A 23,878-nucleotide genomic window follows, 5' to 3' on the forward strand; every position below is an offset into this window, starting at 1 on the left:
TGGGATCAGATCCTGCCATGTAACAGCACATTGTTCCGCCTGAGGATAGTTGAGTGAAGCCCAAAGGAGATTTCGTCATATCCAGGCATTTCCACATTTTCCCTTTCAGCAATGTGCTGATGAATAGCATGCTCTTTAGCTGATTAAGTAGCCCCTCTCTCACTCCGCAACGATGGCTTCCGGTTCATTCGGAACTTTTACGGGGGAAGGCGAGTTGACCGTAACGGTGAACATGCCCAACACATCCTCCACGACCAGATAGAGACAGGGGATAAGCACGAGCATGATGGCGGTGGCAAAGAGAATTCCAAATCCCAATGAAATGGCCATGGGTATCATGAACCGGGCCTGACGGGACGTTTCGAAAATCATGGGACCCAATCCGCCGAAGGTGGTGAGGGTGGTCAACAGAATGGGCCGGAACCGGCGGATGCCTGCCTGGCAGATGGCCTCAAAGGCATTATGTCCTTCCCGCCGTCTGGTATTGGCATAGTCAATCATGATTAAGGAGTCATTGACGACCACTCCGCCAAGCGCAATGATCCCCATCATACTGATGATGCTGATGTTGTAACCCATGATCATATGCCCGATCACCGCACCAACCAATCCGAACGGAATGGATGTCATCACAATGGCCGGTTGAAGGTAACTTCGAAACGGCACGGCAAGCAACACATAAATCAGGATCAATGCCAGTGTCGAACTATAGAGAAAACTCTGAAGCGCATCTCGCATATCGGCCTGGCGTCCTTCGAAGCTGTAACTGAGGCCGGGATAATCACGAAGCAGGGCCGGAAGCACGTCGCTTTTCAGTTTATTCAGGACAAGGTTGGTTTCCTTTGCGGGTTGGACATTCGCGGTAACGGTTACGGTGCGGTGTCCGTCCCGACGGGTGATTTCCCGAAACGCCCGGCCTTTTTCGACCGTCGCAACCTGATACAACGGCACGTGTGGACCGGCAGGCGTTCGAATCACCAGATTTTCCACGTGGTATTCGCTCGAGCGCTCCGACTCCGGGAATCGCACCAGTACTTTGATCTCGTTTCGCCCTCGTTGCTGGCGAAGGGCTTCCGATCCGTAAAACGCGTTGCGGGCTTGGCTGGCGATATCTCCGGCGGTGAGGCCGAGGCTGCGGGCCTCCTCTTTGATGCGAAAGTCCAGTTGGGGTTTTCCTGGATAATACCCGTCGTCCACGTCTTTCACACTGCCGAATTCAGCCAGACGGTCGGCCAAATCGGTGCTCGCCTTATCGAGCATGGCAATATTCCGATGGCTGAGTTCAACACTGATCCCGGCACCGCGCCCGGGTCCCCCGCTATCCGCTTCAAACCGCAGGTATTCCACTCCCGGGAAATCCGGAGTGTGTTCCCTCCAGAGTGTGGTCAATTCGCTGGTGCTGAGCGGACGATGATTCGCATCCGGCAAATAGGCGCGAACGTCGATGGTGTTTTCCAGCACCAGCGCAAAGGTGCCGTTGGTAATATGTTGTCCCGGATACTGGTCGATCACCTCTTGCACGGAACGGATCAACCCGTCCCGGACCCGGATCATTTCCTCGGGAGGACTTCCAAAAGGAAGCGCGGCTGTGGCCTTGGCAAAATCAGCCTCAACGGTGGGCATGAGAATAAAGCCCATGCGTCCGCTAAATGGATAGGCCAGGACGATGGCAAAAATCCCGAACCCGATGGCAATCGTCAAGTAGCGGTGAGTAATGGCCCGGCGGAGAAAAGGACCGTAGGTCCGTTCGACGAATCGGGAAAACCATGCACTGAACCGTTGTTGGGTGTGATGCAGGGTTCTGCCGATCGTGCCGGTCGGATTGGTACCGGAATGTGCCAGATGGGCTGGAAGGACGAATAAGGCTTCGACCCAGGAAATAATGAAGGCGGTCGAGACCACGACGGGAATCACAGCCCAGATTTTCCCGAAGGATCCGGGCATAAACATCAGCGGCAGGAAGGCCACGATATTCGTCAGAATGCTGAAGCTGATGGGAATGGCAATATCCCGTGCTCCCAGGATGGCTGCTTCACTGAAGGATTTGCCGCGTTGCCGGTATTCATAAATGTTTTCTCCGGCAATAATGGCATCATCCACGACAATCCCGAGCGCAATAATGAATGCAAAGAGGGAGACCATATTGATAGACACGTCCATGGCCGGCAGAAAGAGCATGGCCCCTAAAAATGACGTCGGGATTCCCACCGTCACCCAGAACGCCAGTTTGTATTCCAAAAACAGGGTGAGGATAGCCAGGACCAGTAACAATCCGAGAAATCCATTCTTCAGCAGAAGCGTCAGGCGTTGATAATAGATTTCCGACCGGTCTTTGAGAATGGTGTAATGGATGGAGTCCGGCAGATCAGGAATAATACGGGCCATCGCCGCGCGTGCGCTTTCCGACACACCGATCGGAGTTTGATCTCCCACTCGATAAATTTCGATGCCAATGGCACGTGCGCCGTTAAATGTGGCATACGTTTCGCTTTCCTGGAATCCTTCCGACACGTGGGCGATATCTCCCAGACGCAAGAGCGTTCCCGTTTGGTTGGCAATGATAGGAATGTCGGCAAAGTCTGATGCCCAATCACGTCGTTCCTGTACCCGCAATAGGATTTCGCCACTGGAGGTTTCCACGCTTCCACCCGATCGATCAAGTGCGGTCGCGGCTATGGTTTGTGCGATGTCCTCCAATGTCAGTCCATAGGCCCGGAGGTCTTCTTGAGGCACCTCCACATGAATTTCATATGCCCGCGCGCCTTCAAGGTCGACTTGCGTAATCCCGGGTTCTTGTAAGAGACGGTCCCGAACCTGCTCGGCGACTTCACGAAGCGTCCATTCCGAGACGTCGCCATACAACTGAAGCGTCAGGACGTCGCGACGACGGGTGTCCAAGGTCACACGCGGCTTTTCCGTATCTTCGGGAAAGGTGACGATGCGGCTGACCGCCTGCTGAATGTCCTGATAGACTTTTTGATTGTTGGACTTGGCCAGGAGTTCGACGACGACCGTTCCCTGATTTTCCGCGGCCGTGGCCCGGATCTCGTTTACGCCCTCCAGACCACGCACCCCTTCCTCGATCGCCAGGATCACCCCGTGTTCGACTTCTTCGGGACTCGCGCCCGGAAACGGAACGGTGATGGTGACGGTGTCTTCTTCAAATTCGGGAAAGACCTCCTGCTTTATGTGGGAGGCCATAAACAGTCCACCCAAAAGTAACGTCAACATGAGCAGGTTGGGCGTGACCCGGTTGTGCACCATCCAGGCCAGAGGGCCGGATTCCCGCTGAGGTGGAGACCAGGAAGGGTTAGGTTCCATGGGGAGTCACTGATGTGTCCGAACGGCTGGTATTCAGGCGAATGGGCATTCCATTCGTGGGGGCGGAAATGTCGGTGACCACTAAGCGGTCTCCCGTTTCCAGACCTTCAGAAATATAGACCGCATGTTGGCCGCGATAGGCGATCGTCACCTGACGAATTTCCAGTGTATTGTCGGTATTCATGAGCCACACGGTGTCCTGATCATGGATCCAGCGACGATCCACCTTGGCCAGCCGGCTGAGTTTCTCACCCTGAATTTCAGCGCGAAGATACGAACCGAGCAGCACGCGAGGCAGCGGCGCATGCTGTGCTTGAAGATTCAAAGGGTCTTGAATGGCCACCAGCAGTCTAGCCATTCGCCCGTTGGGTTCAAGATCGGTCAGCAACCGGACCACCCGGCCCGTCCGAAATTTTTCTTTTCCCCACACATTTTCCTGGAAGAGTTTGACGGCGGACCCTGGTTCATCAGGGGTGCGAGGAATCGTGATCCAACGTAATTGAGCCATGGGGATCGCTAACTCAACCCAATATTCTTTCGTCCCCGCAATTGTCACGAGATCAGTGGTGGTGGTCACATAGGTCCCGAGATCGACGTGATGGCGAACGACGGTTGACTCAAACGGGGCTTTGATGACGGTGCGGGCCAGCGCGAGCTTTGCGGATTGCAGGGCCGCCGCGGCCGCATCCACGTCGGCTTTCATCGCGCGCAGTTGCGGGAGGCGAAGGACCAGGGCTTTTTCCTGGTCGTTGATTGTTGCACCCAATAAATCGAACTCTTGCTTGGCAACGACCTGGTTGCCCTCTTCGAGGAGAAGAGCCACGCGGGCCTTCGCCAGATCGGATTGTCGTTGGCGGACAGCCAGCGCATAATCCGCCGGTTCCAAGCGAAGAATGGTTTCCTGTGCGTTGAATCGACCGCCGGGAACGAGTTCAGGGTTGACGGAAATGATCTTCCCGTTCACCTGTGACCGGAGTGTGATTTGATGAACAGGCTGGACTTGTCCCCAAGCCTCGATGGTCAGCATCTGTGTGGTTACATTGATTTCAACGGTTTCCACCAGACGGGGCTGCCTGGGTTTGGGATGACGTTCAGGTTGTGGGGCGGTCTGGACGATCGAAAACGCAATGCCTCCAGCCAGCGCCAGGATCAGAACAGGCAGGACCGCCTTCACCAGGATCAGTCGTATGTTGGAATGGGATGGGGGTACCATGAGTCGGGCGTTTGTCGGGAGGAATCCCTATCCGGTGGAAATGGTTAATTGACGGATTTCAGGTTTAGTCATGGGCCACCCGCCGGCCAGAGCCTTGGCCAGATCAACCCGAAAATCTATGAGCGTCCGCCGGGCGGTCAGGATCTCGCGTTCAAGCTCCTGTTGACTGTTCAGGGCATTGAGCACGTCCAGATAGGCGGTTGCACCATTCAGATACCGGGCTCGCAAGCGTTCGATGACCTGGGTGGCGATGTGGAACTGATCTTCCAGGCTGGAGGTTTTTGCCCGTTGTTGTGTTTCACGAATCAGGGCATTTTCGACCTCCTGGAAGGCTTGAAGGACCGTGAATTCGTAGTTGTGAAGGACTTCAGACCGAGCGGCTTTGTTCAGATCGACTTGCGCCGCCCTCGCCCCCGCATTAAAGATCGGTGCGACGATTTGTGCCGATACGGTGGCTAACCAATTGGCAAACAGTCCTCCCGGAGCGGCGGCAAAGGATCCGCTGGTCAGGGTTGGGGTGAGATTGGTGGTTATCGACCCGGCAAGATCAATGCGCGGGAAACGTTCGGCAATGGCGGCCGCAACACGCGCATCGGCGGCCTGTACCTGGTAAAACGTGGCTTGCACATCAGGGCGCCGTTGAATGAGCTCACCGGGTAGGCCGGTACTCGGCAATGGGGGAAGACGTATCAGCGCCTGATTGTCGGGGATCTCCAGAGACTTGGGCGGTTTCCCAAGAAGAATGGCAAGTTGATGGCTCAGCGTTCCAATTTGCGCGCGGACATCTTTGGTTTTTCCACGCGTTTGTTCCACTAATTGTTTCTGTCGCAGGACGTCGGCCGCTGCGGCCACGCCCTGTCGGAACCGCAAGGTGACTAATTGCAGGACTTTCTCGTTGGTCGCTATCTGTTTCTCCAGCAACGCCAGTTGGCCTCGTTGTTCGAGCAGGTTATACCAGGTTTTCGCCATTTGACTCGATAAGGTGATCGCGGCGACGGTTAAATCGGCCTGACTGGCTTGTGCGTCGAAGTTCGCCGCACTTCCGAAAGCCCGGACCCGTCCCCACAGGTCCAGCTCATAGGCCACCGATACTCCTACAGCAAAACGATCCGTTTGCGTGCCTAAATCCGTGCGGCTCCGGCTGGCGGTGCTGTTTCCGTTTAAGAATGGAAAGCGGGGGGCTCCATCACGCACCGCAATGGCTTCCGCCTGTCGCAGGCGGTCCCAGGTGGCCAACAGAGTGGGGTTGTCTTCCAGCGCACGTTCAATCAACCGGTCCAGGGCCTCGTCTTCAAAGGCTTCCCACCATTTGTCCGGCAACGCCTGCTGGCCGGAAAGGGAAAAGGAATCGGGCGGCTGAATTTTCAATTCAATGGGTTGTGGGTCGAACAGACATCCGGTAATCAGCATCAGGAAAATGCCTGTGAGGATGGCGCGACCATATTGGAGGGTATTCATACGATGTTGCGGATGAGGAGGAAAATATTTTCTGATCCCTTTATGCCTTTATGGATGATACTTGTCTGAACTTCATGTGACCGAAGATGAAATACGTCTTTTTGTTTGGTCTTGATGACGAACACGATTCATCCAGATGAAAGCCGTTTCACCCCCATGTTTCCTTGTTCGGTCAGTATACCCAGGAAATTTCTCTGAAATTTTTCCTTATCCTTCTTTTTTGTAAGAAAACCTGACAGAATTCTGTTTTGACAAACTTTGATACAATTTTTTTTCCCCCACACCCGGTACCGGCGTCATAATAATGACGAAGGGTGATCTTGAGGAGCCATATGGATTCGTTACCGCATCTTCTTGTCGTTGACGATCAGCCGGATATCCGCAATCCGCTTTCAAGCTATCTCACGCAAAAAGGCTTTCGGCTGAGTGTGGCTGGAAGCGCGGCGGAAGCCCGGAAAATTCTCGAGACCAGCGCCATCGACCTCGTCGTGCTGGATATCATGATGCCGGGAGAAGACGGTCTCTCTCTTTGCCGTCATTTACGTGAAACAAAGGACATTCCCATCATTTTGCTCACGGCCATGGCGGAAGAAACGGACCGCGTGATCGGGTTGGAAATGGGTGCGGATGATTATGTCGTCAAGCCGTTTAATCCCAGGGAATTGTTGGCACGAATCAAATCCGTGCTCCGGCGGGCGAATAGTCTGCCATGGAAGGAACGGCGCATTGCGGAAAAAACCATTCGATTCGACCGATGGGTCTTACAGATTTCGCAACGGGAACTCATCGGAGAGGATGGCGTGGCCATTCCGCTCAGCACCGGGGAATTCGTGCTGTTGAGGGTGTTCCTGAATCATCCACGCATGGTGTTGACTCGTGATCAATTACTCGACCTCACCCGCCATCGCGCGGGCGATGTGTTCGATCGCAGTATCGACAATCAGGTCAGCCGGTTGCGAAAAAAGATTGAAATCGATCCCAAGCTACCCTCCTTGATTAAAACGGTGTGGGGAGGGGGATACACATTCACCGCAGAGGTCACTGTACATTGAAACCGGGCCTGCAAGTTTTCAGGCGTGTGTTGCCGAAACGGCTGACCAGTCAGATGATTGGACTTCTGCTCGCGGCTCTCGTCATGGCGCAAGTGGCCAACTTCCTTATCTTTACCGATGAACGTCGTGCGGCGATTCGATCTGTCGAGCGGACTCAAATTCTCGAGCGAACCGCTTCTCTCATTGATCTCATTGAACACAGTCCATCCGGTTTGCACGATCGCATGGTCCAAGCCGCCAGTTCACGAAAATTGTACTACTGGTTGTCGGATACCAGTCAGATTCCTCAAGCCATGCAACAAGGCGACCATGAGTGGATCAGCCGTCTTACGGATTTGCTCAGCAAAAATGATGTATCTGAGCTGCGGTTCATGCTTCCCCCACAGGACGGGTCATGGAAAAAGACCATAGGGGAGGCGCCGGAAGGCGCTCAGAATTCCATCCTGCGCAATAAAACCTCCGGCCCGTCCTTTCCTCTTCCGCTCTCTGAATTTGATGCCCCGGGCCTGCTGATTTCTGCGCGTCTCCAGGATGGCCGGTGGCTGAATGCCGGCATGGGGATCACCCCATCCCTGGGCCGTTGGGCGCTACCGACACTCATTTCGATGGTCCTTGCCGGTGGTAGTATCTGCCTGATTGTGGTGTTCATGGTGCAACGCCTTACGCGTCCGCTTCAACAACTTACAGAAGTCGCGGAGCGGGTTGGTCGCGGGGAATCCATCACGCCCATTCCGGAAGACGGTCCCGTCGATATTCAGCAGACCATCCGCGCGTTTAACCGCATGTACGAACGACTTCAACGGTTTGTCCAGGATCGCACGAGAATGCTGGCGGCCATCAGTCACGATTTACGCTCTCCCATTACCTCTCTTCGACTGCAAGTGGAATTGATGAAGGACCAGGAAGCCAGAGGCAAGATGCTGGATACATTGGATGACATGCAACGGATGACCGAAGCCACCCTGGCCTTCGCCCGGGACGAGGCCTCGACGGAAGTATCGCGTTCGGTGGACCTCAGTGCCTTAATCGATAGTCTTTGTCAGGATCTGGCTGATATGGGCATGGATGTGAAATTCGAGAGTGCGCAGAAAACGCCATATACCTGCCGCCCCATCAGCCTCAAACGGGCCCTTCGGAATCTCATTGAAAATGCCGTGAGCTATGGAGGACGGGTCGAGGTCAAGCTTCGACAGCACGACACGGAATTTCAAATTATGATTCAAGATAGCGGCCCGGGAATTCCGGAGCAGGATTTTGAACGGGTTTTTCAGCCGTTTGTGCGGCTGGAGGAATCCCGCAATAAACAAACCGGAGGCATCGGTCTTGGCATGGCCATCGCTCGATCCATCGTTCGCAATCATGGCGGGGATATCAGTTTGGCCAACCTCCCGGGCGGTGGCTTGACGGTGACGATCCATCTGCCGACATCGCCCCTTTCCCAAGCCGCCGATCAAACCTACGCCTAAGCTTGCAATGAAATATGTTCCGTGATGGACGTATCGAATCGTTCAAGTACAAAGATTTTAACATTCCCCGCCTCCGATTTTTTTTGTCCCACATCTTGACTTATTTTATCGGTTGAAGAAGAATTCGCCGCTGATTTTTTCTACTGCAATGGTTAACCATTTACTTCATACACTGGAGGTCATGACACCATGAAGCCGCAACCCTTTATTGTCTCACCCGATAACTACGAACCCGCTTTGAATGTGATTGGCACGAAGGTGACCGTGCTTGCGTCAAACGACGCAACACAAGGCTATGAGATCACTCTGCAGCAGGGCGATGAAGGAATGGGTCCGCCCCTGCATAGTCACGCCTGGGACGAGTCCTTCTTTGTCCTTAAAGGGCAGATCGAATTCAGTTATGACAACAAGACGGTCATGTGCCTGCCGGGCACGCTGGTGCATGTACCCGCCGGTACCGTGCACGGCTTTCGCTACGGCCCGGGCGGCGGAGAGATGTTCGAACTCACCGGTCAGGGCAGCATGGCCACCCGAATGTTCACCGCCTTCAACAGGGAAATTCCTCCAGGCCCTCCAGACATTCCCAAGGTGTTGGAGGTCCTCAAGCAAAACGGCGTCACCGTCGCAAGCCAGGTGGAGGTATAGCAGAACGAAAGACTGAGAAGTACGCCCAAAGGCTGGATGGGTTATCCGACACACCCGCACGGGCGCGTATTCACGTTCGGGTTGAGCGTTGAGCGGCCGGGAATACTGGGGACGTCAAACCTGCTGGCGAGGGTGTTTCTGAGTTACGGATTGATTATGGTCCTGATTACCGGGTGAATTTTATAAAGCGCGGGAGTCAGCTGGTTCCTGAAAGGGAGCGCGATTTGGGATTCTTCTTTTGCCGTCTCACAACTTGACTTACTTCTTTGATTGCCTAAAAATCCTCCAAGAACATTTCAATCTGATGTTTGGGCCTTGTGGCCGGCGAAGCGGATGGTTTAACTCATCCGCATTGAATGGGCCGGGTAAACCATCCGCTAAAGATCGTCCGTGTCTGGAACCGCTTGTCAGCTACCTACCGTGACCGAAAGGTAGGCTCGAATCCATAGGCCTCCGATCCGCCGCTCAGCCGTGGACTTTGTGAGGGCTTTTCATGCGTCAAATATCTCAAAGCTCCATATGTGGCTTTCCCTCCATGGTCGTCATATTTCTGGTTTCAGAAAAGGAGAACGGCACATGAAACAAGCCAATGCCGGTTTCAGTCTCATAGGGGTGCTGGTTGTATTGGCGATCATTTTTGTGATCTTTGCCGCCATCGAGACGTATTCGCTTACTGGAGGGGCAACTCCCGAGACACTGACCATTGACGGTCCTGAAACATTGGTTGACGGACAAACCGGCGTATACACGCTCACCGTGGATCTCGACGGTAAACCTGAAACTCCGCGGGAATTTACCATTCGAATTGATGAAGATGACTTTTTCGACGATACGTTGGACGAATTACTCGTAAAAGTTAATGTTGCAGATGATACGGAATCCGTACCTTTCGATCTCACTTGCAAGGATTTGACGGTCAGCCGTAGGAGTTTTAATCTCGTTGGAGACAAGGGCACATCAAACAATGAGGCGACCCACGGTGTCCACGCCGAATACGGACGGGGTACGCTATTCTTCGATCTCACCAGCAAGGAGAACTTCGATATTGATTGCGTGCTCACCGAGGAAGAGCTCGAGAGTGGTTCCAATGAAGGTAATCAGTAGCGGTTGAGTTGCACATACAAGTTGGATTTATGAAGCCCCTATAAGGCAAAAAATTGCAGAAAGAAGAGGTGATGGAATGCGTGCGTGGTTAATGGATGATTATGAAGATGTTGAAAACTTGCGGCTCGGCGAAGTGCCGGATCCACAACCGGGTCCGGCACAAGTGGTGATGAGGGTGAAATTTGCCGCACTGAACCCGGCTGATGCATTCCTTGCGCGAAAGATGTACCCGGCCAATCCATCGCTTCCTCACATTCTTGGGCGTGATGGGGTGGGAGAAGTGGAAGCGGTCGGACCAGGCGTAGAAAACGTGCACGTAGGCGAGACCGTTGGGATCTTGCGTTGCGAGGTGGGTGTAGAGCAGTGGGGAACGCTTGCTGAGAAAGTGGTGGTTCCGGCCAAAAGTGTGACTCGTACCCCTACCGGCTGGTCGGATGAAGAAATGGCCGGGGCTCCGTTGGTCTTTTTGACCGCCTGGCAAGCGTTGACTCAATGGGCCGATCCCCCGGCACCGCCATCTGCGAAATCTGTCCTTCTCGTGACCGGGGCCTCCGGCGGTGTCGGTGTGGCATCGGTGCTGCTAGGGAAATCGATGAATCTGACGGTGGTGGCCCTCTCGCGTAGCGCGAAAAAGAGAGCAAAATTGCAAAAACTTGGAGCTGATTTCGTGTTCGACCCGATGGACGGCAATCTCGTGAAGTCTGTGACGGCGGCATTGAACCCGCGCATGGTCGATCTCGCAGTGGATAACGTGGGAGGCGCGCTGCTTCCTCAGGTGGTGGCTTTGCTTGGGTATGGCGGACGGATCAGCGTCGTCGGCCGGAGCGGAGGAATGGTGCCGAAGTTCAACACGGCGACCCTGTTTTTTCACCGTAATCGAATAGGCGGAGTCTCGGTTGGAGACTATACCGCTCCGGAAGCGCATGAGGCATGGGAACAGATCGTCGGTCGATTGGATGCCATGGGGCAGCGGCCCCAGGTGGACACCATTGTCCCTTTCGAAGAGGTGAAGACGGGGTTTGACCGATTGGCCAAGGGTCCGATGGGAAAAGTGCTGGTGCAGGTGGCTGACTAAGGACGAAATGGCTACATCCCGGCCGCCGTCTGTGTGAAACACCGGCACCGAAGATGTATGTCGAGGCGGTCTCTACCTTTCTCCTCGGTTAAGCGTAAAATACTATATCGTCACGGCCATTATGCAACCGATTGGCTCTGGATTAAGTTAACCCAAAATAAAAAACCACAGGGCCAGACGATCAAGGATAAGATGAGAGAAAAAAAGGAGATTGACGATTCCAATTGAAGATCTTTAGGGAGGCTCTACGCTCCTTCCCTTCCAATAATCCTGTTCATTTTCCCTTTCCTCCAACTTGCTTTATTTCGTCGATTGAATAAGAATTCGTCCGGTTATGCCAGGGTTCGTCCCGGCAGCCGAGGTCCTTTTGTTGTGGCAAAAGGACCCAAAACCAATTTCCCCCAGGTCGGCCTCTTTTGATTGTGCGGACGCAGGCAACGGAAGGGCGGCCCAATTCGCCAGGTTAAGACAAGGTCCGCCTATTGATTTGATCATCCGCCCGGTTGGCCGATCTGCAGGGAGTGGGGGCATTGTAGATAGTCATTGCTGTCGATTCCATAAGGAGGAGGCCATGAATATCTTGATCCTTGGTGCCACTCGTGGTATCGGACGGCAACTTCTTGAGCAGGCGTTGACCGCCGGGCATACGGTCATCGCCTTGGTTCGCAATCCCCAAAATCTTTCTTCACAGAATGAGCGGCTGAGAGTAATCAAAGGCGACATTCTTGATCCGGAATCAGTCGGGCTTGCGATGGCTGGTCAGGAGGCGGTGTGCTGCACGATTGGCGTAAAAGTTCCATGGTTCCGGGTGACGGTTTTCTCGGAGGGAACCAAGAATGTCCTTGGGGCCATGAAAAACAGCGGGGTCAAGCGTTTGATCTGTGTGACGGGTATTGGTGCCGGAGAAAGCAAGGGACATGGTGGCTTTTTTTATGACTCCATCTTTTTGCCTTTCTTACTTAGAACCATCTACGCCGATAAAGATCGCCAGGAATCACTGATCAAAGCAAGTTTAGTAGACTGGACGATTGTCAGGCCGGGTTTTTTGACCAACGGGCCTTTAACAGAACGCTTTCGCGTGTTGACTGATCTGAGCGGAGTCACGGCAGGCAAGATCTCCCGTGCTGATGTGGCCCACTTTATGTTGAAAGAGCTTCAGTCCAAACACTATCTCAGACAAACACCGTTATTGACTTATTAGCCGGAAAAAAGATGTGTTGCCGATACACATAAGCTGTGATAATGAATTCGGAATAACGGGACCAACAGGTTTCATAGTAATCAAAAACACAGAAAAATAAGGCCGTATGCAGCAAATTGTTTCACCCGATAATGTCACAGTTTCTTATGAGAGGTATGGTAGCGGCCCGCCGTTGGTTCTTGTGCATGGGTCCTTCAGTAAGGAGAGTTGAAGGCTTAGGTAGGCTGGGTACATATTAAAAGAGAGGTGGCCATGGGTATTGTAACAGACAAATTACTTGAAGAAGCTCTTTTGCTTCCGGCTGACGAACGGGCGAGTCTTGTAGAAAAGCTTCTTTAGAGCTTAAATCTGCCAACTGAAGCTGAATTTCATCGGCTGTGGATCGAGGAAGCAGAACGACGGGTTTCTCAGATCGAAGCAGGTGAGGTTGAAGTCATCCCGGGCGAACAAGTCTTCGCAAGGATTCGAGCGAAATATCAACGATGAGGTTCAGCTTTCATCCTGAAGCGGAAGCTGAATACGATCAAGCAGTTGCCTTCTATGCAGCCAAACAAAGCGGACTTGGTCTTAGCCTTGCCGATGAAGTTTTAGTGGCCGTTATCAGAATTCTTTATTCTATAGTGGGGCATTTCTTGCTCCCCAAATACCCTCTTTTAAACGAAAAACGTCAAACAAATTTTTTCGACAATTCCCCGGTCTGTTTTGCAGATCTACAACTTGACTTATCCTCTCAATGGACCAAGAATCTCATTGTATTATTCTAGCCGGTGAGTGAAGTGTTAATGCATGTGAAAAGAGGGTGATGTGGGGACCTTCTATTTACTCATGTCCTCTAGATACATTAATGGGGTGATGTCATGAAACTTAAGGTAATTATTCATGAAGCGGAGGAAGGAGGCTACTGGGCGGAAGTTCCCTCCATTCCAGGGTGCGCGACTCAGGGGAAGACATTCGATGACCTTCTCCGAAACATCTACGAGGCGGTTGAGGGATGTTTGTCCCTTGATTTAAAGGAGGTTGAGATAACAGAAAAAGACATAGTCATGGAGAATTGCGGTGTGAAAGCCGTTTCAGGGAAGACTTTCGCAAAGCTCCTTGAGAAGTAAGGTTGGGAATCACGAAGAACAAAAGGAAGCCATCACATTTACGTTAAAGAAGGAGACCCTGCCAGAATATCGGTTCCTATACATGGAAATAATGCACTGAAAATGGGTCTGCTAAAACACCTTATGAAGATTGCCGGAATTGACGAAAGCGAGCTGTAAATTTCCCGATTTGCTGAGCCTTCGTAAATGTGTGGCCTTTCCTATCCCGCCACGACACAAACCCGAAAACATGTCGTACCAGGAAAAGAAAAAATCTCATCCTCCGCCGTTTGGTCACCCGCTAACTCGGGAGATCAAAGGAATCTTTGAGTGTTTCTGTGGTCAGGTCTTGCTAGGTGACAGCGAATGGGCACGCTGTGGGATAGTTGAGTGAAGACGAAACCGGATTGCGTGATTGCAAAACCTGACCTCAGAAATCTAACCCCCTTTTTTAAGATCCATTGGGGGTGATCTTTTATGAAACGAGAAAGGTTTAAGGTAAGGCGAGTTTTCATTTTTGGTGCTGGCGCCTCTCATGGTGCAACAGCAGGTCGGAGTACGGTGGATAGAATCGCTCCGCTTGATAGGGATTTTTGTAATAGAATCGACGGTCTGAATATTCAAAGGCCGCAGTGGGTTAATGAAGCTCGCGATTATGTTTTAAAGGAGTGGAGGGATCATTCGAAGTTTTCTGACCAGGGTTTAGAGTACGCTATTCAAATTCAGATTTCACACCTTGAATTTATTGACGCGATCCATCCACGTCGGCGGAGGAGTTCCGTTGATCCCAAAACCTATCTCAATCAGCTTTCCCACCTTATATGCTTCGTTCTCCGGAAATGTCGAGAAAAAAATGGTGGTCCATATCAAAGGATAATAAATAACGTGGTCGGCTCGGCGAAAGACGCATCTAACGTTCAAGATCGGTTCATTACTTTTAACTATGATGATTTAATTGATATTCAGTTGTTAAAGAAGTTCAATGTCGCCGAAGTTTATTTCGATAATTTGAAAAGAAGCAAAACGGAATCAAAGAAAAGATCACTTAAATTTGATGACCCACTTTTAATCAAACTTCACGGATCTATCAACTGGCGGTGTTCGCAAACAGATTTTGAAAATTTAATTGGTGCATTATCAAATAGTAGCGGCTCTTTCGAAATTCCAAAGGTTTGGTATGCTAAATCAGGAACGCCTACACCAAAAGAAGATTCTTCACCTTTAATTATGCCCCCGCTTCCAATTAAGCCAATTACCCACATCAAGTTGTTTTGCTTCTTATGGACAAAGGCGTACGAATATCTGCACGAAGCCGAAGAGTTAATCATTTGTGGGTATTCACTCCCAGAAGCCGATCGGTTGGCACAGTCGTTGTTTTCTGGGTTTACAAATCAGAAAGTTAAGAAAATTACAGTTGTAGATCCAAATCCGGCCATTCTTAGTAAGTGGAGAAACCTACTTCGCCGAAAAAATGTAAATTCAAAATGTGAATGGATTTATTATGAAAATGTTGATGAGTTTGCTGGGCGTCTATAAGATGAGAGGTTTGTGTGTGAGCGAGAGAAGATAAAAGGCTAACCTCTCCCGAATTTCATGGGCATTCTTAATTCCGTAGTGTGAATGTCTACCCGAGGGGTGGTTTCCAATGCTTAAGAGATATTAAGACATGACGAACACCATCCACCAGATTGGTGTGATCACCGGAGATCCCAGACTGGCTGATCCGACGAAGCGCAATGCGCAATATAATGAGGAGGATACGGCGACGCACAATGCGATGAAGGCGGCCTTTCAGGAGCTTTCCAACTATACGTTTTTGTTTTATGACGACCATGCCCGTCTGTTTGAGCAGCTTCAGCAAGACCCTCCGGATCTAGTCGTCAATTTTTGCGATACGGGGTTTCGCAATGTGCCCGCTCAGGAACTTAACATTCCTGCGTATCTGGAGATGCTGGGGATTCGGTATACCGGCGCGCCGCCCTCGGCCATGGTTATCTGTTTTGATAAAGCGATTGTCCGGCTCGTGGCCCAATCGCATGGCGTCCCGGTTCCGTGGGAGTACTTCATTGACTCTAAAAACTCGCTCGAAGCCTTGCCGGATTTTTATCCTGCGCTGATTAAACCCAATGCGGCTGACGGGAGTGTGGGCATTACGAAGGATGCCGTGGTCCGGTCGCCGGAGGAAGCGCGAACGTATCTGGACTGGTTGCGCTCGACACTTCCCGGCCGTGATGCGCTGATGCAGGAATATCTCCCCGGCCCGGAATACGGCATCGGCGTCATCGGCAATCTTGAAAATGATTTCTGTATCCTGCCTCCCCTGGAAGTTGATTTCTCGCGTCTTCCCGCTGGACTTGATCCGATTTTGTCCTTTGAGTCAAAGGCCTACCCCGACTCGCCCTATTGGACAGACATTAAATTTAAACAGGCTGTCCTCGATCCGGGTCTTGAGGGTCAGATGAAAGACTGGGTGCGAACCTTGTTCAGGAGGTTTGGGCTGCGCGACTATGCACGGTTTGATTTTCGCGTCGGGTCGGATGGTATGCCGAAGCTGATGGAGGTCAATCCGAATCCGGCCTGGGCTTACGACGGAAAGCTGGCCTTTATGGCGGGTTTTGCGGGAATCAAATATGGAGAGATGTTACACACGATTCTTCAGGCGGCCATCAACCGGATGTCTGTCGCAACCAGTTAGAGAAGCGACCGGGGGATTGCCAGCGCCCAGTCATGTCGTTTGATGAGTTGATCGCCATGATAGGCTTCCAATTCTCCCGCAAACTGAAAGGTTTCGGTCGTGGCGGTGAGCCGTGTCCGACACTCCAGCCAAATCGACCAGTCCCGCCGTTTCAAGTGGGCGGTCTGTGTTAATTCCGTCTGAGCCGACAACGCATCTGTTTCAAGAATGCGATACCGTTTAAAGAGGGTGTACCCCACATCGAGATCGATCTCTTCAATCCTGGCGTGAGATGCGCCGTCAAATTCTCCCCCGTCACTCCGTAATGTGTAGACCATTTCGTTGCTGGCGAGATCGATCTCAATGGTTCGCCGCATGCTGAGTTGCCGGAGTTTTTTATGCGGGGTGCCGGGCGCAGCTTCGGGTGGCCCGAACGGCCGTAGGGCTTCGTCTTCCTGGCGGGGAGGTCGCACAGGTAGAGTCACATTGCTCATCCCGGTCCGGACGGTCATTGTCACAGGAAAGGGTGGCGGCCAGGCAATCGGCCAGTAACTGGTGGACAGAGCGAGCCTGATCCGGGAGCCCGGAGGGAACGCATGGGCGAAGTCGTTGAGTTGCACACGTACTTGATACCATTTGCCTGGCTCCAGGGGTTGGGGTGTTTCATGACTCTCGCGATGTGTGAGATTCAACAGCCCGTACGTGACACGCAGAACGGACCCGTCGGGAGCGACTTCTCCGAGACGGACAGCGATCATCGCAACCGTTTGATTGACGCACAGATCCAGTTCCACGACCGGTGCGCCTAAGACCTCAAGTCGTTCAGTGAGGGGATCACTATCGAAGACGAGCGACCCGCCATCGTCGGGTCGTTGATCCCGCGGCATTTCTCCATCCGCGCCGAATCCGCACCATTCTCCGGACCGGACCCCGGTTGTCTGGGGTGAGCAAAACGACAACTCCGTGGATTTCTCAGGAATAGGAGAGAGATGTCCCGGTTCCAGAAACCACCGTTGTTCGCTGATGCGAGGGCTCGGCCAGGTCTCTTCCGCTACCCATCTGCCGGGCCATACGGCGTATTGGGGTTGCGGCGTCTGACTCTCTTGCATCCATACCCGAAAAGCGGGTTCATCCATGATTCCTGTCTTCTTCCCCTTCAGCCAGTGGTCCCACCACCGGACGGCTTCCTGCAAAAAGCCGATGGCCGGGCCGGGGACGCCGTCCTGCGGAAAGACATGGGCCCAGGGACCGATGAGCGATTTTTTCGGACAGGAGAGATGGCTCATCAATCGGGGGATGGCATTGGTATAGCCATCGGCCCAGCCTCCGATGGCATAGACCGGGCAGCGAATGGCGTCGTAGTTTTCGCACACCGACCCGTGTTTCCAATAATTATCTCGCGCTTGGTGTCGCATCCAGACCACGGGAAACGGTTCGAGATTGTTTAATCGTTGCTGCCACATCTCCCACCATTGGTCGCCGACAATTTCCGGATCGGGCGGCAGTGCCGAGTACAGCGTCAGCATGGAACCCCATTGCATATTTTCGTTCAGGAGGCAGCCGCCCATATAATGCGCGTCATCAGCGTACCGGTCATCCGTTGAACACAAGGTAATGATGGCTTTCAAATGAGACGGATTTCTGGCGGCGACCTGGAGCGCATTAAATCCGCCCCACGAAATCCCCATCATCCCGATCGCGCCCGAACACCAGGGTTGTTTCGCGATCCAAGCAATGACTTCCAGTGCGTCGTCATGCTCCTGATGGGAGTATTCATCATGCATGATCCCTTCAGAGTCCCCCGAGCCTCGAATATCCACCCTGATACTGGCATACCCATGCGCGGCAAAATACCGATGGATGGGCTCGTCCCGTGATCGCATAAAGTCCCGTTTGCGATAGGGGAGGTATTCAAAAATGGCCGGAACCGGCTCCGTATCTGCTGACTTCGGCAACCAGATGCGTGCGGCGATCCGGCATCCGTCCGACATCGTAATCCAGGTGTTCTCGATTTCGGTAATGCGGTCGAGGATGGTGTAATCGATGAGCATCACAAATCTCTGAGTTTTTCGACAGTCTGTTTAATGCCGTTCCGCAACCGAGTCGCGGATAGTTTTGGGAGCGGGGAGGCGATTGGGTTGAAACTGATGGGTGGACCAAAAACTCAGCGCCAGCTTTTTTCTGACTTCGAATCCCGTTTCAAGATCCCAGCAGTTGACGATAGCCAGACGAAATCCGCCAGGGGGCATGGAGTGATCTTTCGGAGGTTTTTCTTCATGGAATGTGATTTGAATGCTGGAGACCTGTGGTGTTTGGCACAATTGAGCGATCACGTCTTTGGGTGGATGCTGATAATGGACACCATGGGCGCCAAACAAGACGACACTGTACCCTTCCTGTCGTTGGGAATCATCGAAATGCCATTGTTCTTTGGCATACAGCCGCACGAGCGATTCAATCCAACCGGTCCCGTACAAATCCGGCCATTGGTCTGCGAATCGTAAATGCACCTCGATGATTTTGCCGCCGATCGTCTCAAAGTTGATCATGCCGGTGTACCCGGCCAGATGCCGGTGCAGCCAGTCCCCACAGTAGGCTTCGATGGTTGGAAATGGCGTTGCCAACACCGTCCAATAATCGAACATTCCTCCTTCCAGCGGTTTGCCGGTGGCATGTCGCCACCAATGGGGTTCGCCCTCCACCACGGCGACGTCGCTGGACACATGATCCCCCTGAAGTAACGGCATCCACATGTGCCCCGGTCGTTCCAAATGTTTGTATTCCTTTAACGAGCGTAAGACACGGCTTCCCGCACCCATGCCTCGCATGTTGTAAATCGGTTTTGAAAACACGGGAAAGAAGGATGGATCCAACCCGTGCGGAGCACACGGCAGGTTCTGGCTCTCGGCAATCATCAGTTTGTTATAGATCCACTTGTATTGTGGGTACCACGCCCAGGCGTCGCCGTCTTCGGTAGGGATGTTGACTTCCGGCGGGCATGGAATGCCCTCGAAATACTGCATGCGCCAGGGGTCGGCTTCACAAATCGGCATGCTCGTTTCATCCTTTCATAATGTATCCGACATGGAACCCCTACCATACTAATTGAGATAAAGTCATGCAATACAATTGTTTGCTTCCGTCGGAGGCAGGTTCATCCCATTGGCTTATTCCCGGGAGATTCTCTTTTCTAAGCTTTCAACCATCCCCCACAACTAATCTTTTGAACAATCGCACAGCTCTCCGGTGACTTCTCCTGCCAGATCAGCCACAAATGGAAATAACCCAACAACCAATTTTGTTCATAAGGGTCCTCAGATTTTTCTGCGACCAGACGAATCCCCGGTCGAAAAGAGAAAAGTATCCATTCCAATCAGAATGATAATGTTTCATGATGTCAGGAGTCCTGTCCAAATTTTTTGAACTCTCAGGTAGTTCGAAGAAAGAATCGATAAATCTGAGTAGGTCATCGGAATACATCCATTCTTTTACCCATCATAACGATCACCTTTAATAGAGAGGATCTCCCATGAGTTTTTTTAGCAAAATTCTAAATAAGCTCGGTTTCAGCGGTTCCGAAGCACAGGCTGCTCCTGCCCCAGAGTCACCTGGCCAAAAACCCCCGGCTCCGCAGGCCGCCCCGGCTTCTCCTGCTCCTTCACCTGGAACCACGGAGGTGGATGTCAAAGGAAAACTTGAAGGTCTTGCAGCCTCAAACCCCCAAAAGCTTAATTGGAAAACGTCGATTGTGGATCTGCTCAAGCTCCTGGATCTCGATAGCAGCCTGGCGGCTCGTAAGGAACTGGCAACCGAACTTGGGTGTCCTGCAGACAAGATGAAGGATTCCGCGCAGATGAATATGTGGCTCCACAAGACGGTGCTCCAAAAACTTGCCGAGAATGGGGGCAATATTCCGAAGGAACTTTTAGACTAGTGGCGTGAGGAACTAGAAGAACGAGACCTGCCTATGGAGGCATTTGCTGAAATCGAAGTCGGTGAACATCCAGTGCAAAGGATTTTGATTCAGCTGGGGTCACTAAGGAGTCTGATCTGATGGCCGGGTAAGGCATAGGATGCCGTGGAATCCCCACTTCATCTATGAGCACCGCCATATCGGTAAAACTTCCGACGTTCGTGATTATTTTTGATATCTGGGATGTGACGGTTTTCGTCGATTCACTAGAAGCTGCGCCGCCTGAGATGGATGCAACTCACCGGCTTCTTTAGTCTACCCCCTTGCCAGGCTTGAAAAGTGATGCAGTGCAAACGCGCCACACTTCTTATTCAAGAGGGATGGTGGGGATGATCGATGATGCGGAATCGTATGTCACCGCTGTGAGACGTAAAGGTATCAGACGTGGACAAGGCCGGCATCGATATGCCGTATGAGACGCAGGTCCAGCTATTTCATGATCAAACGGAAAGTATGGACGGTGATCGCGCTACGCAGCGCCAAGGATGGCCTGCACCCAAGGACGGAACGACCCAGCCAGGCTGGAAAGCAGAGGCAACGCAGCGAGAGGCACTCACCATAAAATCATCGCAATAAGGCGCAAACGTTTTCGCCAGGCCACGAGAGTCGCCACCTATGTCCATGATAGACCGAGGGGGAGTACAACTAGGCAAGCCCTCTGAGGTAGAGATCTAAAATCATGTTAGTCCCACGGAACGAGGAAAAGAGAGACGAATCAAAATGACTCCTCTTGAAGCTGTGGGGTATCGAGAGAAAATTATAGAAATCTGGAATTATTTCACGAATATGCCATGAACCTAGCAAGGTCCTTGGCTCCAGCAAAAAGGAAATAATGGATACTTTACAAGTGCAAACAAAGAACCTCAAGGATATTGTGGATCTCACTCCGAAACTGAATAGGATCATCCAAAATGCGGATTTTCAGAATGGCTTGTGCCACGTTTTTCTCCCTCATACCACTGCGGCCCTGACAACTGGAGAAATCGGAGAAGGCACGGAAAAAGACTTACTCGAAGTCGCCGAAAAAATCATCCCTCAGATTAGATTCCGTCATGCCCATGATCCCTCCCATGCGTGGTCTCATATGGCGGCCTCCCTGATCGGAGCGTCCCTGACTTTGCCCGTGATGGATGGTGAGTTGCGTGTAGGCACCTGGCAATCGGTGTTATTGGTAGAACTCGATGGCCCGCGGGAACGCCAGCTCGTGGTGGGCTTAGCTCCTACAGCGGGAAGCCAATGACATTGAGAATTCCAGGTTGAGGGGAATGTGAAATGGCCTTCATGCGTGAGCATAGTGGCCCAGGGCAAAATCATGGGTTACCGGATTCCTAACATCCAGGATCTGTCCTGGAAGTTTTTCAAGTCCTCAACTGCTTGAATTCCAATCCTCATTGCATCATGAAGCAGATCACGAAGTTCCGTGGTCAATTCCAACAAGGCAGGCCTGTCAATGTCCTTTGAGCCTGTCGTGATGTTGTCCTTCATCTCCTCAAGGGCATGGATATCCTCAATAACGGATTTCGCTTTGGTGTAAAAATCTGCAACGGCAGCACTCCGATCTGTCAGCAAACCGATTTTATTCGCTAAGCTATTAAACACCGGGAAATAATTTTCGGAAATTCTTGGTGAAAAAATATCGTTGGCGGTCAGCTGATGGGCCGGGTCGGAAAGTTTCTGAATGATTTTTTCAAGATGTTGCAGGTACCGTCGTTTTAAGACAATTTCGATGATGGCGGCGATCTCTCCCTGTATGGCAAGGGCGATGCCTTTGCCTTCTTTGAAGGTGGCGTATCGCCTGACGGCTGCATTGATGACGCCCCCAAGCAGCGCTCCGAGGAGAAGCCAGATCACAGCATTGTCTCTCATGCATTCCTTTTTTTTATGCGGAGAAGAGTTGTCCCGGAGGGTTTTCCTCCCGGGTCTTCTTAAATTAGAACTTTACGGGACTTTTTGCAAGATTCTGCCGGGAACGGTTAGATGCCTCACTGCCTTTCCCATCTTTCCAGATCCACAACTGATCGTATTCTCCCAATTAAGAGGAACCCGCTTTTGGTCTTCTCACCTGGGTGCAGATCATCCCTTTGTTCAGGATGACCCTCCCATCGCAGAGAACCCCATTCACGGGTTGTTCGTGAAGGAGAAAAAGGGATTGAGTGATATCTCATGCTGCAATGGTTCGGAATTACTTGTTCCTGGGAAGAGCCTCTTAGTCGACCGGGTTGATCATTACTGTCGCTTGCCAGAGTCGTTATCTCACAAGTGAAGAAATTTTTCTGAGGTCTGGAAACGGTTCAATATGAGGGCTGGAGATGGCATGGGAACAGACGAATTTTCTAATGGAAATGGAAAAGTATCCATTTCAATCCATTGAGAACGTCATTTTATAATGTAAATGCCGGGCAACGTCTCTGAGGTGTTAAGGCTTAACGCATTGCACTTCAGGATTAATTGGGCATAGAGGGCTGAAAATCGTGTGACAGCTAAGGCATCACCTGCACCCGTAGATCATCCGATTATTTCGGCGAAAGCTGCCGGACTCCGCTATGTCACGGACGAGTGCCCGGGGTTGGTCCGAAAACGAACAGGAAAAGGATTTCGTTATGTCGCACATAATGGCAAACACGTCCGTAATCCTGACGTATTAGGGCGCATTAAGGCTTTGGCCATTCCGCCTGCCTGGCAGGATGTGTGGGTGTGTTTGCACCCGGACGGACACCTTCAGGCGACGGGCCGGGATGCGAGAGGCCGTAAGCAATATCGATATCATCCGCAATGGCGGAGAATCCGGGATGAGGTTAAATATGAACATTTGACGGCTTTTGCTCAAGCCTTGCCCCGAATTCGGAGGATCGTCAAGCGGGATCTTTCTCAAAAAGGTTTACCGCGAACCAAAATTCTGGCGACGGTCGTCCGGCTTCTTGAAACTTCTTTAATTCGAGTCGGGAATGAAGCCTATGCGCGTGACAATGAGTCCTTCGGATTAACGACCATGAGGGACCGGCATGTCAATGTGAAGGGCTCTACCCTCACATTTCAATTTAAAGGGAAAAGTGGTATCGATCATGCCGTCGATCTTACCGATCCGCGGTTAGCGAAAATTGTCAGGCAATCGCAAGAGCTCCCCGGCTATGAACTCTTTCAATATCTCGATGAAAATGGTGCCAAACAATCCATCGAATCAACCGATGTGAACGCGTATCTCAGGGAGATGACCGGACAGGATTTTACCGCCAAAGATTTTCGCACGTGGGCAGGGACAGTCCTGGCGGCCAGAGCGCTTCAGGAGTTTCAATCGTTTGACTCCCAGGCTCAGGCAAAACGAAATGTGGTACGGGCCATCGAGTCTGTGGCCAAACGACTGGGTAATACGAAAGCGGTCTGTCAGAAATGTTATGTCCACCCTCAAGTGCTGAATGCGTATATGGAAGGCACTCTCCTTCAAACACTTCGCAAACGGGTGAATCGGGAGCTTTCTCAATCGCTTCGCGGTTTACCTGCGGAGGAAGCGGCTGTTTTGACGTTGCTTCAACAGCAATTAAAGTCTGAGAAACGGCCAAACAAGAACACATCCAGGAAGGGAAAGGTGTAATGCATCGCCGACTGGTTGTCCT

The 23,878-nt window shown here is 51.9% G+C and carries 21 protein-coding genes and 2 pseudogenes; 17 read left to right on the forward strand and 6 right to left on the reverse strand.

Translation table 11 applies throughout. From position 1 onward, the window contains the following. Nucleotides 1–159 precede the first annotated feature (159 nt). Genes PQG83_RS00975 through PQG83_RS00985 form a run of 3 tightly spaced genes read right to left on the reverse strand, consistent with a single transcriptional unit; the run spans nt 160 to nt 5,992 of the window. Complete coding sequence (locus tag PQG83_RS00975) at nt 160–3,321, reverse strand: efflux RND transporter permease subunit (protein ID WP_312745705.1); 3,162 nt, start codon at nt 3,319–3,321, stop codon at nt 160–162. After that, nucleotides 3,311–4,534 carry an efflux RND transporter periplasmic adaptor subunit gene (locus PQG83_RS00980; RefSeq protein ID WP_312745706.1) on the reverse strand — a complete coding sequence of 408 codons (1,224 nt, stop codon included), beginning with the start codon at nt 4,532–4,534 and terminating at the stop codon, nt 3,311–3,313. The genes PQG83_RS00975 and PQG83_RS00980 overlap by 11 nt, the downstream gene beginning before the upstream one ends. Nucleotides 4,535–4,561: 27 nt before the next feature. Next, on the reverse strand, nt 4,562–5,992 hold the full coding sequence (locus PQG83_RS00985; protein WP_312745707.1) for a TolC family protein: 1,431 nt from the start codon (nt 5,990–5,992) through the stop codon (nt 4,562–4,564). 332 nt (nt 5,993–6,324) lie between these two features. Here PQG83_RS00985 and PQG83_RS00990 point away from each other — a divergent pair, with 332 nt between their 5' ends. The 13 genes and pseudogenes from PQG83_RS00990 (at nt 6,325) to PQG83_RS01035 (ending at nt 16,315) form a co-directional block, all read left to right on the forward strand. After that, complete coding sequence (locus PQG83_RS00990) at nt 6,325–7,044, forward strand: response regulator (protein WP_312745710.1); 720 nt, start codon at nt 6,325–6,327, stop codon at nt 7,042–7,044. A 29-nt stretch (nt 7,045–7,073) separates the two neighbouring features. After that, complete coding sequence (locus tag PQG83_RS00995; RefSeq protein ID WP_312745713.1) at nt 7,074–8,510, forward strand: ATP-binding protein; 1,437 nt, start codon at nt 7,074–7,076, stop codon at nt 8,508–8,510. A 189-nt stretch (nt 8,511–8,699) separates the two neighbouring features. Then, entirely contained in the window at nt 8,700–9,155 is a 456-nt protein-coding gene (locus tag PQG83_RS01000) for a cupin domain-containing protein (RefSeq protein ID WP_312745716.1), read from the forward strand. Continuing rightward, nucleotides 9,152–9,361 (forward strand): annotated as a pseudogene (locus tag PQG83_RS20820) (type II toxin-antitoxin system RelE/ParE family toxin); the annotation flags it as partial. The gene PQG83_RS01000 and the pseudogene PQG83_RS20820, both read left to right, overlap by 4 nt. A 370-nt stretch (nt 9,362–9,731) precedes the next feature. Then, nucleotides 9,732–10,259 carry a type II secretion system protein gene (locus tag PQG83_RS01005; protein WP_312745719.1) on the forward strand — a complete coding sequence of 176 codons (528 nt, stop codon included), beginning with the start codon at nt 9,732–9,734 and terminating at the stop codon, nt 10,257–10,259. Nucleotides 10,260–10,335: 76 nt separating this feature from the next. Then, the gene (locus PQG83_RS01010; RefSeq protein WP_312745722.1) at nt 10,336–11,334 is read left to right on the forward strand and encodes a quinone oxidoreductase family protein; all 999 of its coding nucleotides are present in this window, start codon (nt 10,336–10,338) and stop codon (nt 11,332–11,334) included. A gap of 571 nt (nt 11,335–11,905) precedes the next feature. Then, nucleotides 11,906–12,535, forward strand: coding sequence for an NAD(P)-dependent oxidoreductase (locus PQG83_RS01015; protein WP_312745724.1), 630 nt, complete (start codon nt 11,906–11,908; stop codon nt 12,533–12,535). 348 nt (nt 12,536–12,883) lie between these two features. Continuing rightward, on the forward strand, nt 12,884–13,021 hold the full coding sequence (locus PQG83_RS20825) for an addiction module protein (RefSeq protein ID WP_376753622.1): 138 nt from the start codon (nt 12,884–12,886) through the stop codon (nt 13,019–13,021). After that, nucleotides 13,018–13,299, forward strand: coding sequence for a hypothetical protein (locus PQG83_RS01020; RefSeq protein WP_312745726.1), 282 nt, complete (start codon nt 13,018–13,020; stop codon nt 13,297–13,299). Before PQG83_RS20825 ends, PQG83_RS01020 begins: the two co-directional genes overlap by 4 nt. Before the next feature lie 93 nt (nt 13,300–13,392). Beyond that, entirely contained in the window at nt 13,393–13,641 is a 249-nt protein-coding gene (locus tag PQG83_RS01025; RefSeq protein ID WP_312745728.1) for a type II toxin-antitoxin system HicB family antitoxin, read from the forward strand. A 12-nt stretch (nt 13,642–13,653) separates the two neighbouring features. After that, nucleotides 13,654–13,800 (forward strand): annotated as a pseudogene (locus PQG83_RS20830) (type II toxin-antitoxin system HicA family toxin); the annotation flags it as partial. 297 nt (nt 13,801–14,097) lie between these two features. After that, nucleotides 14,098–15,156, forward strand: coding sequence for an SIR2 family protein (locus tag PQG83_RS01030; RefSeq protein ID WP_312745729.1), 1,059 nt, complete (start codon nt 14,098–14,100; stop codon nt 15,154–15,156). Nucleotides 15,157–15,286: 130 nt separating this feature from the next. Next, the gene (locus tag PQG83_RS01035) at nt 15,287–16,315 is read left to right on the forward strand and encodes a D-alanine--D-alanine ligase family protein (protein ID WP_312745732.1); all 1,029 of its coding nucleotides are present in this window, start codon (nt 15,287–15,289) and stop codon (nt 16,313–16,315) included. Here the strand turns inward: PQG83_RS01035 and PQG83_RS01040 are convergent. Both PQG83_RS01040 and PQG83_RS01045 read right to left on the reverse strand, forming a co-directional pair. Then, entirely contained in the window at nt 16,312–18,345 is a 2,034-nt protein-coding gene (locus PQG83_RS01040) for a CocE/NonD family hydrolase (RefSeq protein WP_312745735.1), read from the reverse strand. The genes PQG83_RS01035 and PQG83_RS01040 overlap by 4 nt on opposite strands. A gap of 30 nt (nt 18,346–18,375) precedes the next feature. Beyond that, nucleotides 18,376–19,347: a hypothetical protein gene (locus PQG83_RS01045; protein WP_312745738.1), complete on the reverse strand. Its 972-nt coding sequence runs from the start codon at nt 19,345–19,347 to the stop codon at nt 18,376–18,378. Between the two features lie 476 nt (nt 19,348–19,823). Here PQG83_RS01045 and PQG83_RS01050 point away from each other — a divergent pair, with 476 nt between their 5' ends. The 3 genes from PQG83_RS01050 to PQG83_RS01060 all read left to right on the forward strand — a co-directional run bounded on the left by PQG83_RS01050 (nt 19,824) and on the right by PQG83_RS01060 (nt 21,507). Further along, complete coding sequence (locus PQG83_RS01050) at nt 19,824–20,228, forward strand: DUF3597 domain-containing protein (protein ID WP_312745743.1); 405 nt, start codon at nt 19,824–19,826, stop codon at nt 20,226–20,228. Between the two features lie 423 nt (nt 20,229–20,651). Continuing rightward, nucleotides 20,652–20,843, forward strand: a complete 192-nt coding sequence (locus tag PQG83_RS01055) for a hypothetical protein (protein WP_312745748.1) — start codon at nt 20,652–20,654, stop codon at nt 20,841–20,843. Between the two features lie 256 nt (nt 20,844–21,099). Next, the gene (locus tag PQG83_RS01060; RefSeq protein ID WP_312745751.1) at nt 21,100–21,507 is read left to right on the forward strand and encodes a secondary thiamine-phosphate synthase enzyme YjbQ; all 408 of its coding nucleotides are present in this window, start codon (nt 21,100–21,102) and stop codon (nt 21,505–21,507) included. A 77-nt stretch (nt 21,508–21,584) separates the two neighbouring features. Here PQG83_RS01060 and PQG83_RS01065 read toward each other — a convergent pair whose 3' ends face one another. After that, entirely contained in the window at nt 21,585–22,133 is a 549-nt protein-coding gene (locus PQG83_RS01065; RefSeq protein ID WP_312745752.1) for a hypothetical protein, read from the reverse strand. A gap of 607 nt (nt 22,134–22,740) precedes the next feature. Between PQG83_RS01065 and PQG83_RS01070 the strand changes: the two genes are divergently transcribed. Beyond that, nucleotides 22,741–23,856 carry a DNA topoisomerase IB gene (locus tag PQG83_RS01070; protein WP_312745754.1) on the forward strand — a complete coding sequence of 372 codons (1,116 nt, stop codon included), beginning with the start codon at nt 22,741–22,743 and terminating at the stop codon, nt 23,854–23,856. Nucleotides 23,857–23,878 lie beyond the last annotated feature (22 nt).

The sequence above is a fragment of the Candidatus Nitrospira neomarina genome (assembly GCF_032051675.1).
Lineage (GTDB): Bacteria > Nitrospirota > Nitrospiria > Nitrospirales > UBA8639 > Nitrospira_E > Nitrospira_E neomarina.

What these genes read in the sequence shown, in the direction of transcription:
- PQG83_RS01040 (WP_312745735.1), bottom strand. Translation starts at nt 18,345, where the DNA reads ATGCTCATCGATTACACCATCCTCGACCGCATTACCGAAATCGAGAAC.
- PQG83_RS00975 (WP_312745705.1), bottom strand. Translation starts at nt 3,321, where the DNA reads ATGGAACCTAACCCTTCCTGGTCTCCACCTCAGCGGGAATCCGGCCCT.
- PQG83_RS01060 (WP_312745751.1), top strand. Translation starts at nt 21,100, where the DNA reads ATGGATACTTTACAAGTGCAAACAAAGAACCTCAAGGATATTGTGGAT.
- PQG83_RS01020 (WP_312745726.1), top strand. Translation starts at nt 13,018, where the DNA reads ATGAGGTTCAGCTTTCATCCTGAAGCGGAAGCTGAATACGATCAAGCA.
- PQG83_RS01000 (WP_312745716.1), top strand. Translation starts at nt 8,700, where the DNA reads ATGAAGCCGCAACCCTTTATTGTCTCACCCGATAACTACGAACCCGCT.
- PQG83_RS01035 (WP_312745732.1), top strand. Translation starts at nt 15,287, where the DNA reads ATGACGAACACCATCCACCAGATTGGTGTGATCACCGGAGATCCCAGA.
- PQG83_RS01065 (WP_312745752.1), bottom strand. Translation starts at nt 22,133, where the DNA reads ATGAGAGACAATGCTGTGATCTGGCTTCTCCTCGGAGCGCTGCTTGGG.
- PQG83_RS00980 (WP_312745706.1), bottom strand. Translation starts at nt 4,534, where the DNA reads ATGGTACCCCCATCCCATTCCAACATACGACTGATCCTGGTGAAGGCG.
- PQG83_RS01005 (WP_312745719.1), top strand. Translation starts at nt 9,732, where the DNA reads ATGAAACAAGCCAATGCCGGTTTCAGTCTCATAGGGGTGCTGGTTGTA.
- PQG83_RS01015 (WP_312745724.1), top strand. Translation starts at nt 11,906, where the DNA reads ATGAATATCTTGATCCTTGGTGCCACTCGTGGTATCGGACGGCAACTT.
- PQG83_RS01050 (WP_312745743.1), top strand. Translation starts at nt 19,824, where the DNA reads ATGAGTTTTTTTAGCAAAATTCTAAATAAGCTCGGTTTCAGCGGTTCC.
- PQG83_RS01030 (WP_312745729.1), top strand. Translation starts at nt 14,098, where the DNA reads ATGAAACGAGAAAGGTTTAAGGTAAGGCGAGTTTTCATTTTTGGTGCT.
- PQG83_RS01025 (WP_312745728.1), top strand. Translation starts at nt 13,393, where the DNA reads ATGAAACTTAAGGTAATTATTCATGAAGCGGAGGAAGGAGGCTACTGG.
- PQG83_RS01010 (WP_312745722.1), top strand. Translation starts at nt 10,336, where the DNA reads ATGCGTGCGTGGTTAATGGATGATTATGAAGATGTTGAAAACTTGCGG.
- PQG83_RS00985 (WP_312745707.1), bottom strand. Translation starts at nt 5,992, where the DNA reads ATGAATACCCTCCAATATGGTCGCGCCATCCTCACAGGCATTTTCCTG.
- PQG83_RS01045 (WP_312745738.1), bottom strand. Translation starts at nt 19,347, where the DNA reads ATGCCGATTTGTGAAGCCGACCCCTGGCGCATGCAGTATTTCGAGGGC.
- PQG83_RS00990 (WP_312745710.1), top strand. Translation starts at nt 6,325, where the DNA reads ATGGATTCGTTACCGCATCTTCTTGTCGTTGACGATCAGCCGGATATC.